Source organism: Oribacterium sp. oral taxon 108 str. F0425 (genome assembly GCF_000214455.1).
GTDB classification, from domain to species: Bacteria; Bacillota; Clostridia; order Lachnospirales; family Lachnospiraceae; genus Oribacterium; species Oribacterium asaccharolyticum.
This window is the reverse complement of record NZ_AFIH01000001.1, coordinates 2,215,043-2,224,866: the sequence shown is the minus strand read 5'-3', so window position 1 is coordinate 2,224,866 and position 9,824 is coordinate 2,215,043. Positions and strand designations below refer to the sequence as shown.

The 9,824-nt window shown below is 45.7% G+C and carries 7 protein-coding genes and 1 pseudogene; 7 read left to right on the top strand and 1 reads right to left on the bottom strand.

Annotated elements, in window-relative coordinates:
• Window positions 1–6: 6 nt before the first annotated feature.
• From purD to HMPREF9124_RS12010, 4 genes are all read left to right on the top strand, one after another.
• On the top strand, window positions 7–1,251 hold the full coding sequence (gene purD / locus HMPREF9124_RS10080; protein ID WP_036597838.1) for a phosphoribosylamine--glycine ligase: 1,245 nt from the start codon (window positions 7–9) through the stop codon (window positions 1,249–1,251).
• Window positions 1,252–1,738: 487 nt separating this feature from the next.
• Window positions 1,739–2,407, top strand: coding sequence for an ABC transporter permease (locus HMPREF9124_RS10075; RefSeq protein ID WP_050791215.1), 669 nt, complete (start codon window positions 1,739–1,741; stop codon window positions 2,405–2,407).
• The gene (locus HMPREF9124_RS10070; protein WP_036597835.1) at window positions 2,397–2,708 is read left to right on the top strand and encodes a DUF5963 family protein; all 312 of its coding nucleotides are present in this window, start codon (window positions 2,397–2,399) and stop codon (window positions 2,706–2,708) included. Before HMPREF9124_RS10075 ends, HMPREF9124_RS10070 begins: the two co-directional genes overlap by 11 nt.
• Before the next feature lie 17 nt (window positions 2,709–2,725).
• Window positions 2,726–2,980 carry a hypothetical protein gene (locus tag HMPREF9124_RS12010; protein ID WP_009429809.1) on the top strand — a complete coding sequence of 85 codons (255 nt, stop codon included), beginning with the start codon at window positions 2,726–2,728 and terminating at the stop codon, window positions 2,978–2,980.
• On the opposite strand, the pseudogene HMPREF9124_RS12980 reads toward HMPREF9124_RS12010, so the two are convergent.
• Window positions 2,941–3,321, bottom strand: a pseudogene (locus tag HMPREF9124_RS12980) (IS21 family transposase); the annotation flags it as partial. The gene HMPREF9124_RS12010 and the pseudogene HMPREF9124_RS12980 sit on opposite strands and share 40 nt — an antisense overlap.
• Window positions 3,322–3,554: 233 nt before the next feature.
• Between HMPREF9124_RS12980 and HMPREF9124_RS10060 the strand changes: the two are divergent.
• From HMPREF9124_RS10060 to HMPREF9124_RS10050, 3 genes are all read left to right on the top strand, one after another.
• A complete protein-coding gene (locus tag HMPREF9124_RS10060; RefSeq protein ID WP_036597834.1) occupies window positions 3,555–5,996 on the top strand; it encodes a beta-glucosidase family protein in 2,442 nt (813 codons plus the stop codon).
• Window positions 5,984–6,484 (top strand): polysaccharide biosynthesis protein GtrA, encoded by a 501-nt coding sequence (locus tag HMPREF9124_RS10055; protein ID WP_009427668.1) that lies wholly within the window; start codon window positions 5,984–5,986, stop codon window positions 6,482–6,484. Before HMPREF9124_RS10060 ends, HMPREF9124_RS10055 begins: the two co-directional genes overlap by 13 nt.
• 86 nt (window positions 6,485–6,570) lie before the next feature.
• Window positions 6,571–9,690, top strand: a complete 3,120-nt coding sequence (locus tag HMPREF9124_RS10050; RefSeq protein ID WP_009429661.1) for a glycoside hydrolase family 3 C-terminal domain-containing protein — start codon at window positions 6,571–6,573, stop codon at window positions 9,688–9,690.
• The last annotated feature ends 134 nt before the right edge of the window (window positions 9,691–9,824 follow it).

Below are 9,824 nucleotides of genomic sequence, written 5' to 3'. Positions count from 1 at the left end.
TGTGCTATGCGTGTATTAGTTGTGGGAAATGGCGGTCGGGAGGATGCACTCTGCAAAAAATTACAGGAAAGTCCGCTCTGCGAAAAGCTGTATTGCTGTCCGGGAAATGGGGGAACAGCCCGCTATGCAGAGAATCTTTCCCTAGGGAGTAACGAGGAAATAGTAAGATTTGCAAAGGAGCACGTGGACTTTGTTGTTGTGGGCCCGGAAAAGCCCTTGTGCGAGGGCCTTGTAGATGAACTGGAAGGGGTAGGAGTAAAAGCATTTGGCCCGAAAAAGAAGGCGGCTCAATTAGAGGGAAGCAAAGATTTTACGAAGCACTTCCTGGAGAAATATGACTTACCCACTGCCCGGTACAAAACGGTATTTTCTTATGAAGAAGCGGTGGAGGCGTTGCAGGACTTTTCCTATCCCCTTGTGATTAAGGCGGACGGCCTCTGCGCCGGAAAGGGTGTTGGGATTTTTCAGGAGGCAGCGCAAGCAAAGCAGTATTTAGAGGATCTTTTTGTGAAGAAAATTTTTGGAGAAGAAGCGAAGAAGGTGGTCATAGAGGAATTTCTGGATGGAAAAGAGGCATCCCTTCTTTGCGTAGTTTCCGGAAACCGGCTATTTCCTTTGGAATCAGCGAGGGACTATAAACGAATCTATGACGGAGACCTGGGGGACAATACCGGCGGGGTAGGCTGTTATTCTCCCAACGAGCTGTTTAATGCGGAATTAAAGGAGAAGATTGAAAAGGTTCTTAAGAAGATATCCTACGGACTGGAGCAGGAAGGACTTCAGTACAGCGGCATTCTTTTTATCGGTTTTATGATAATGAGGGGAGAGCCGAAGATTCTGGAATTTAACGTCCGTTTTGGAGATCCGGAGACGGAGGTAATCTTGCCAAGGCTTCAAAGCGATTTACTGCTTCTTATGGACAAGGCGATTTCCCACAGCCTTCGGGTGGAAGACTTTCAGTGGTCGGAGGAAGCTTGCATGACGGTGGTGATGACCTCCAAGGGCTATCCCCATGCCTATGAAAAGCATAAGCGGATTACAGGAGAAATTACCGATCCGACTATCTTTGTTTACCATAACAATACTGTCCTGGAAGAGGGCGCAGCGTATTCCGACGGAGGAAGAGTGCTCTCCGTCACCACCATGGGAGACAGCCTTTCCGCCTGCCGGGAGAAGATTTACGCCCACATCGGAGAAATTCATTTTGAGGGAGCCTGTTATCGAAAGGACATCGGAATTCCGGTGGAATAGGGACAGGAGCTTACTGTCAAGTAATCGTTGGCAACTCCATCATATAGACTTATGAATATCTTGCTTCGGTTTAGGCTCTGCCTCAAAGACACACTGCGTTTCCTACTCGCTGCACTCGCTTTTTTACTCAGGCTCCTGCGCAAACTCGCCCTTCGGGCTCAAACATGCGCCCGCCTTCGTTGCTAGAGCGCAGCTCCCTACGGAAGCCTCGTGACCGTCTTTTTCGTGCATAGCCTAATCCCTCGCAAAGATTCCTTAATCCTCCGCCATAATAGAGTAAAGATTTTGTCAGTTGATAAAGAAATAAAAAGAGAGTAATCAATGATCTTTTGATACAATGGTTTCGACTAAAAAACTATGCAAAGGAGATTACTCTCATGGATATTGTATCACTATTAGAAGTTTTGGTAAAAGGCTTACTCCATCACATCTGTCTCCAGAGTTGCAAAAGCTTTGGAGGCTATTTCAAAAAAACAATTGCCATGTCATGGCATTACAGATAATTAAGAAACTATACGTTACGGGTTTATGGAGGGGCTATGGAACCGCTATTGGAATGGGAATCCTTCCTCTCGCTTTAATTTCTTTCCCAATGTGGATAGGCAATTCCTTTGAAAATAAAAGCATAGAACGCTTGAATTTTTTTGGAGTAAATACAAGTAAAATGTTCGTAGGTGATGTACTGGCTCATTTCATACTGGCAATGATAAGCATGGCTATTAATATATTAGTTGCTTTTTTGTTTTGGAGACTAAAATTTCCGTCCATAGGTCATTTTCTTTCTTTTATTATACAATATTTCATAGCTATTGTTATAGCTATGATTATTGGTGGCATATTTGCCTATGTATTTAAAAATCCGCAGATTTTAATGACTCTAGGGCTAGTCGTAATGTTTGTTTTATATATGTTCTGTGGCGTGTTCATATCTATCGATCAAATACCACAGTTATTCCGAAATATATCTTCATATTTGCCAATAAAGTATGCAATGAATGACTTCTTTGACATTTGGAATATGGAGAAATTCTGGGACAAGGATTTTTTACTAATATCTGCAGTGTACTTGGTAATAAGCACTATAGTTTTGTGCATCTGTATTATTAGAGAAAATAAAAGATTTATTTACAGTGGAGGGAAAAACAATGAAAAATAAGCAAGGGCTACGTATCATCTTAGAATTAGTTGCAGGAATGGTATTCTCGGTAATTTTGTGTTGCATTTTAATCTTTTTAGGCTACTCGACTTTCTATAAGGATAATTTTAATGAATACACCGTGAATATCTTTGGCCTACCAATATATGAGATAGTTATGCAAAGTGGGAAAGGACAGGGAACAGCATTTAACCAGAACATGTTTCTTGTCAACATAATCTGCTCAATCATCACGGTAATAGCGGTTGAAACAACTATTTTTATAAAAAACAAGAATAAACCGGAAATTACTGAAAAATAATCCTGAGGGGAGATACGATGGAAACAAAATTTACTGAGAAGGGGTTTTTCAATCAGCATTTAAAAGTACAGATGGATAATTCCAATATAAATAATGGAAGAAATGCCGATGTATTTAGCCAAATACTTGTTGGCAATGTAAAGTCCAGTCTGATGGACTGTCTATTGAATATTGGATATATTGAATATTCCGGTGCGGCGGAGCTGCTATTCCGGAAAAGTGGAAACCGCCTGTCCTGCCCGACGACCAAGATGTTTTTAATGCTCTTGTAGCTGGGCGATGCTGTATAGGTGAGAGCCTTTTCACAGGCTGCTTCGAGCCTGTCGACGGAATATTTATCCGCCAGTTTCAATAATCCCATACAGCTTCGATAGGACTGCTGTTCCGCTCGTTTGGAGGTCAGGAGTGCATTTATGACCGTGTTTGTATTATAACCGATTCGTGCAGCCCAGCTGCGGAAACGATCGCTGTTCCATTCCAGATACTTCTGGTGGTCTTCCGGCATATGATCCGTGACGGTGCTGTCCTGCCCTTTGCGGCCGCGCAGGCGACGGTGGGAGGCAATGCAGTTTTTGTTGTAAAAAATTTCAATAGTTGTTTTGGTTACCCGCACCACCTTCGTTTATTATAAAATTTTGACATGACATAAAAATGATAATAAGATAATTGAAAAGTTGAGGACCTTTATCAAGGCGTATTTTTGAAGCTCGCTAACTGACAGTAAGTTTACTCCATCCCCCGCCATGATTTTTCTTGTATAGAAAAATTATTTTTGATAAAATGCAGGCAGATTTTCAGGCGAATTTTGACCTGTAATAGAGTAGGGTGTCTCTTTTGGGGGAAAATATGAAATATAGTGAATTGATTCAGCAAATGACTTTGACGGAGAAATGCGCTATTTTAAGCGGAAAGGACGAGTGGAGCACTAGAGAGGTAAAGCGGCTCAACATCCCGTTCATGACCTGTTCGGATGGCCCCCACGGTATTCGTAGACAGGCAGGAGCGGGAGATCATTTGGGATTAAACGCCTCTCTTCCGGCAACCTGTTTTCCCACAGCGGCATCTATCGCCAACAGCTGGGACGTGAATTTGGGAGAAGCGGTCGGAAAGGCTCTTGGAGAAGAAGCCAAGGTGCAGGACGTAAATGTGCTTTTAGGCCCGGGATTAAATATCAAGAGAAGTCCTCTTTGCGGAAGAAATTTTGAGTATTTTTCGGAAGATCCTTACCTTGCCGGAAAGATGGCGGCTTCCTATGCCAGAGGAATCCAGAGTGAGGGGGTCTATTCCTGCGTAAAGCACTTTGCCGTGAACAGCCAGGAGACCAGAAGAATGGCCATGAGCGCGGTTTTGGATGAGCGGACCCTTCGGGAAATCTATCTCACCGGCTTTGAGATTGCGGTAAAAGAGGGAAAAGCCAAGGCGATTATGACCAGTTATAATCGGGTGAACGGCATTTATGCCAATGAAAATGAGCACCTCTTAAAGGACATTTTACGGGGAGATTGGGAATTTCCGGGTATCGTGATTACGGACTGGGGCGGATCCAACGATCACACCGCGGGAGTAAAGGCCGGCTCCAATCTGGAAATGCCAAATCCCGGACTGGACTCTGCAAGAATCCTTTTTCGTGCCGTGAAGAAGGGAGAAATCACGGAAGCGGAGATTGATGAGAGGGTAGACGAACTGCTTTCCGCAATTTTTGAGACCAAAGAGTCTGCAAAGGATAAGAAGGCGGAATTTGATATCGAAGCACATCATAGCCTGGCCAGAAAGGCGGCTTTGGAAACTGCGGTGCTTTTAAAGAATGAAGAGCATACCCTTCCTTTGAAAAAAGGAGCTAAGGTAGCCATTATCGGAGACTTTGCCTTTACCCCAAGATATCAGGGCGCAGGCTCCTCCGTGGTAAATACTACAAAGCTGGAAATCGGTGCAGAACTGCACGCAGAGTATCCGGAGATTGAAGTGGTAGGCATGGCCAAGGGCTTCCTCCGTCATGGGGGAGAGGACCTTGCGCTGGAAAAAGAAGCCCTGGACCTTGCGAAAAGTGCGGAGCTTGTCCTGTTCTTCTTCGGTTTGGATGAAATGAGTGAGTCGGAAGGCCTGGATAGAGAGCACATGGAAATCAACAATAACCAGATTGCTCTGCTTTCCCGTTTGCAGACCGTGAATCCCAACATTGTGGGAATTTTAAGTTCCGGTGCCGCCGTAACCATGGGGCATACCGTACATTTGAAGGCACTGCTGCACAGTTACTTAGGAGGACAGGCAGGGGCAGGTGCTATTTTTGACCTTTTAACAGGAAGAGCCAACCCCTCCGGAAAGCTTGCGGAAACCTATCCGATTCGTGGAGAGGACGGGCCGGAATACCATTATTATCCGGCAAAGGAGAAGGCTTCCGAATATCGGGAAGGGATCTTTGTGGGCTATCGCTACTACGATACCACGGACACCAAGGTGCATTTCCCCTTCGGCTATGGACTTTCCTACACGGAATTTCAGTACAGCGACCTGGAAGTAACGGAAGAAGGCGTTTGTTTCCGGATTACAAATACCGGAGAGCGGGACGGGGCGGAAATCGCACAGCTTTATATCGGCCTTCCGGATTCCAAGATTTTCCGGGCAAAGAAGGAGTTAAAGGGCTTTAGCAAGGTTTTCCTGAAAGCCGGAGAGACGAAGGCGGTGGAGATTCCCTTTGATGATAAGAGCTTCCGCTACTGGAACAATGTAACGAAGCGCTTTGAAGTAGAGGGCGGAGTATACCGGATTATGGTAGGGGCTTCTCTTACGGATATCCGTTTGGAGGGAAGCATCGAAAAGGCTGCCAGTACGGACAAGCTTCCCTATCAGGAGGGGGGATTGGAGCCTTACTTTAGCGGAAAAGTCACCGATATTTCCGATGCATGCTTCGAAAAGCTGCTGGGACATCCGATTCCGGACAGCAGCTGGAGCGGAGAATTGGATGAAAATGATGCCATTTGCCAGATGTATTATGCGAAAAGCGGATTGGCAAGGCTGTTATTTAAATTTTTAGAGGGAAAAAAGAAAGAGGCGGAGCGTAAAGGCAAACCGGATTTAAATATTCTTTTCATTTACAATATGCCCTTCCGTGCCATTGCCAAAATGAGCGCCGGAAATGTCAGCATGGAAATGGCACGGGCCATGCTTAAGGTGGTAAACGGCCATTTCTTTAAAGGAATCGGCGGACTTATCGGCGGATGGTTTAGAAACCGCAAGGAGAATAAGGCCTATGAACAAGCCTTGGAAGGAGGAAAAGAATGGACGCCATAAAAAAATGGATTGCTGCCCATCCGAATCTTTGGGAATTTATCCTCTTTAACCTGCTTTCCAACTGCGCTACCGTAACCAATTTCATCATGATGTGGCTGTGCACGGGGGTGATTTTTACAGCTTGGAAGACGACACCCTTTCGCTTTCTTGTCTTCGATTACACAAGCCCCGAGAGCCTGATGCTTTGCGGATTTTTAAGCTTTCTTTTGGCAACGGCATTGGCCCAGACGGTAAATTTCTTCGTGCAGAAGAATCTGGTCTTTAAGTCCGATGCGGCCTTCGAAAAGGCCATCCCGAAGTATGTGATCTTTGCTATTTTCCTTGTGCTGGTTTCTGCGGCATTGCCGGGTTACAGCCAAAGTCTTTTCATTAAGATGGGGATTTCGGCTGCCCTTGCGCCGACTTTGGCCAATATCGTGAATATTGTTGTGCAGGTACTTTTAAGTTACCCTACGATGAAGTTCTGGATTATGCCGAAAGGAAAATGAGATACCGCACGCTACGCGAGCGATACTCGTTAAGAATAATGGCTTGTGCGAGCTTTGCATAAGCCAAGGAGTAGAAAGGAGTATGAATGGTTGATTTTCTCTTAAAAACAGTGGGGCCGTTTTTCTTCGGCCTGGGGGTAAGTGAGGCGGATTTAAAGTCTTACATTACCACCCTGCAGGGCTACATCTTAGCGGTTTTGATTGCCCTCATTTTAATGCTTGTGATCTTGATTTTGGCAAGCGTAATTAAAAAGCAGCATAAGCGCTTTGTGCGGCTTCAGGCAGTGCTGAACTTCTTCCTGGTGCTGGTGTTCGTTGTGAATCTGGTGGCTTATGGCCCGATGCACAGTAATATCTCCGGATTTTTAAATGCTTCCAAGGTGACGATTCCGGAAGAAACCAGGAACCATAGTAAAGAAGTGGTAAAGAAGGTGGGAGAAGAGGGCTTTGTGCTTCTGAAAAATGACGACTCCCTGCTTCCTCTGCAAGACGAAAAGAACTTAAATGTCTTCGGCTGGGCATCCACCGCACCGATTTACGGCGGAACAGGTTCCGGTTCTTCCGATACCACGAACAATGAAGGAATCTTGGATTCTCTTAAGAATGCAGGCTACGAATTAAATTCCGACCTTACGGAGATGTATAAGAAGTATCAGGACGGCAGAGTTTCCAAGGGTCTGAACATGAAAGAGCAGGATTGGAGTCTTCCCGAGCCCACAGCGGATTACTATACGGATGATCTGATGAATAAGGCGAAGAGCTTCTCCGATGTGGCCGTAGTAGTACTGGGCAGATCCGGCGGAGAGGGCGCAGACCTTCCCATGGATATGCGCGCCATTATCGACGGTAAGTACAATATTGCCAAGGAAGTATCGGCGAATCCGGATAAGTACGGTTATTTCGGTGCTTCCTATAAGAACAACGGTTCCACGCCGGACTTTGAGGAAGGACAGTCCTATCTGGAGCTTTCCAAGCCGGAAAAGGATATGCTGGATACGGTTTGTAAAAATTTCGATAAGGTAGTTTTGATTGTCAATGCCAACAACCCCATGGAGCTGGGCTTTGCGGATGACTATAATCAGATTAAGTCCATGATTTGGGCTCCCGGTGCGGGTGTAACAGGATTTTCCGCTCTGGGCGAGATTTTGAAGGGAGATGTGAATCCCTCCGGAAGAACCGTGGATACCTTTGTGAAGGATTTGCAGCAGACTCCCTACATTAACAACATCGGAAACCATTCCTATTCCAACGTGGATGACCTCAAGAAGGCGATTGTGGCGGCAGACGAATCTGCGGAAGGAAACATTTCCTTTGTAAATTATGCGGAAGGCATTTACACAGGCTACAAGTTCTATGAAACGGCAGCGGAAGAAGGCTTCTTAAATTACGAAGATACTGTGCAATATCCCTTCGGCTACGGTCTTTCCTACACCAGCTTTACCCAGTCCATGGAGAACTTTAAGGATAATGGAAATCAGCTGAGCTTTGATGTAGAGGTGAAAAATACCGGTAAGGTAGCCGGAAAAGATGTGGTAGAGGTATATTTTACCCCTCCCTACTATAACGGCGGCATCGAGAAATCCGCAGTCAATTTCATTGATTTTGGAAAAACGAAGCTTCTTAATCCCGGTGAGTCGGAGAAATTATCCTTTACCATTAACAAAGAAGACCTTGCTTCCTATGATTCGGAGGGCATCAAGGTAAAGGGCGGCGGATATATCCTGGAAGCGGGAGAGTATAAGATTTCCATTCGGGAAAATTCCCATAAGGAAATCGCATCGGAAAGCTTCACGGTAGCGGAGGATATCGACTACTCGAAGAATAAGAGAGAAAGTGACAAGGTTGCGGCAGTCAATCTTTTTGAAGATTACACCAGAGGAAAGTTCACCGTTCTTTCCCGTAAGGATCATTTTGCCAATTACAAGGAGGCCTGCGGTCCTCTTTCCGAGGATGCCTATGTGATGGACGATGCCACCCGTAAGGCAGTGGAAGAGCAGTCCTTTGCCTACTATGATCCGACAAAGTATGACAATGCTTCGGACACCATGCCGAATATGGAGCAAAAGAACGGTCTGAAGCTCTATGACCTCGTGGGAGCCTCCTACGATGACGAAAAGTGGGACAAGCTTTTGGACCAGATGAGCTTTGACGATATGGGCGCCTTAATCAATGTGGGCGGCTGGCAGACTGCAGCCATTAAGTCCATCAGTAAGCCGGCAACGGTGGAGTGTGACGGTCCTGCGGGACTGAACAACTTCATCACCCAGGTTTACGGGACCTCCTTCCCGGGAGAAATCCTGATGGCGCAGAGCTTTAATAGAGAGCTTTTGGGCGAGATAGGAGAAGCCATTGCGGCAGAATTTAAGGCTGCAGGCTACTACGGCTGGTACGGCCCTGCGGCAAATACCCACAGAAGTGCCTTTGCCGGACGAAATTTTGAGTATTACTCCGAAGACGGCGTGCTTTCCGGCCATCTTGCGTCAGCGGAAATGAACGGGGCGATTAAGTATAAAGTCTATCCGTATTTGAAGCATTTTGCCTTGAACGATCAGGAAACCAACCGTTGTGCCTTCCTTTTGACTTTCGCAACGGAGCAGACGATTCGTGAGAATTATCTGAAGGGCTTTGAAATCGGATTGAAGAACTATGAGGGAAATATTCAGGCCATGATGTCCTCCTTCAACTTCATCGGTACCGTTGCAGGCAGTGCGAACCCCGAGCTTTTGAACGATGTGCTTCGTAAGGAGTGGGGCTTCCAAGGTATGGTAATCACCGACTATGACGGCTCCTACGGCTATATGATCTCCGATAAGTCCGTGCGAAACGGAAATGACCTGATGCTGGGCTTTGCTATGGCAGACTCCAACAAGTTTACAGACAAGAGCGCAACTGCCGCTCTTGCTATGAGAAAGGCATGTAAGAACATTCTTTATACGGTAGCCAATAGCGGCGTCTATGACAACGGAGACCCCACCGGCAAGATGAGCAATATGGATAAAATCTTCTTAGGAGTAGATATCCTCTTTGCAGTGCTTTACCTCCTTTGCCAGTTCCTCCTCTTTAAAGGCTGGAAAAAGAAGAAGGAAGCGCTGAAGCTTGCAGCAGCAAATCCGGCGGCAGAAGTAACTACGGAAGTCATCAAGACGGAAGTGATTAAAACGGAAGAAATTAAAGAAGAAATCAAGCCGGATGAACCGAAAGAATAAAGGCTTACACTAAAATATAAAACTGAGGCTGTAAAAATCAAAATAATTTTCTAAGCAATATAGGTCTGAATTAGGGGCACGCTCTCGCTAGCTTCGCCTCGTATCGGATACTAAGCGAAAAACTGCGTTTCTCT

Bases quoted from the DNA above. Each gene is read 5' to 3' on its own strand.
- HMPREF9124_RS10075 (WP_050791215.1), top strand. From the start codon at position 1,739: ATGGCATTACAGATAATTAAGAAACTATACGTTACGGGTTTATGGAGG.
- purD (WP_036597838.1), top strand. From the start codon at position 7: ATGCGTGTATTAGTTGTGGGAAATGGCGGTCGGGAGGATGCACTCTGC.
- HMPREF9124_RS12010 (WP_009429809.1), top strand. From the start codon at position 2,726: ATGGAAACAAAATTTACTGAGAAGGGGTTTTTCAATCAGCATTTAAAA.
- HMPREF9124_RS10060 (WP_036597834.1), top strand. From the start codon at position 3,555: ATGAAATATAGTGAATTGATTCAGCAAATGACTTTGACGGAGAAATGC.
- HMPREF9124_RS10070 (WP_036597835.1), top strand. From the start codon at position 2,397: ATGAAAAATAAGCAAGGGCTACGTATCATCTTAGAATTAGTTGCAGGA.
- HMPREF9124_RS10055 (WP_009427668.1), top strand. From the start codon at position 5,984: ATGGACGCCATAAAAAAATGGATTGCTGCCCATCCGAATCTTTGGGAA.
- HMPREF9124_RS10050 (WP_009429661.1), top strand. From the start codon at position 6,571: ATGGTTGATTTTCTCTTAAAAACAGTGGGGCCGTTTTTCTTCGGCCTG.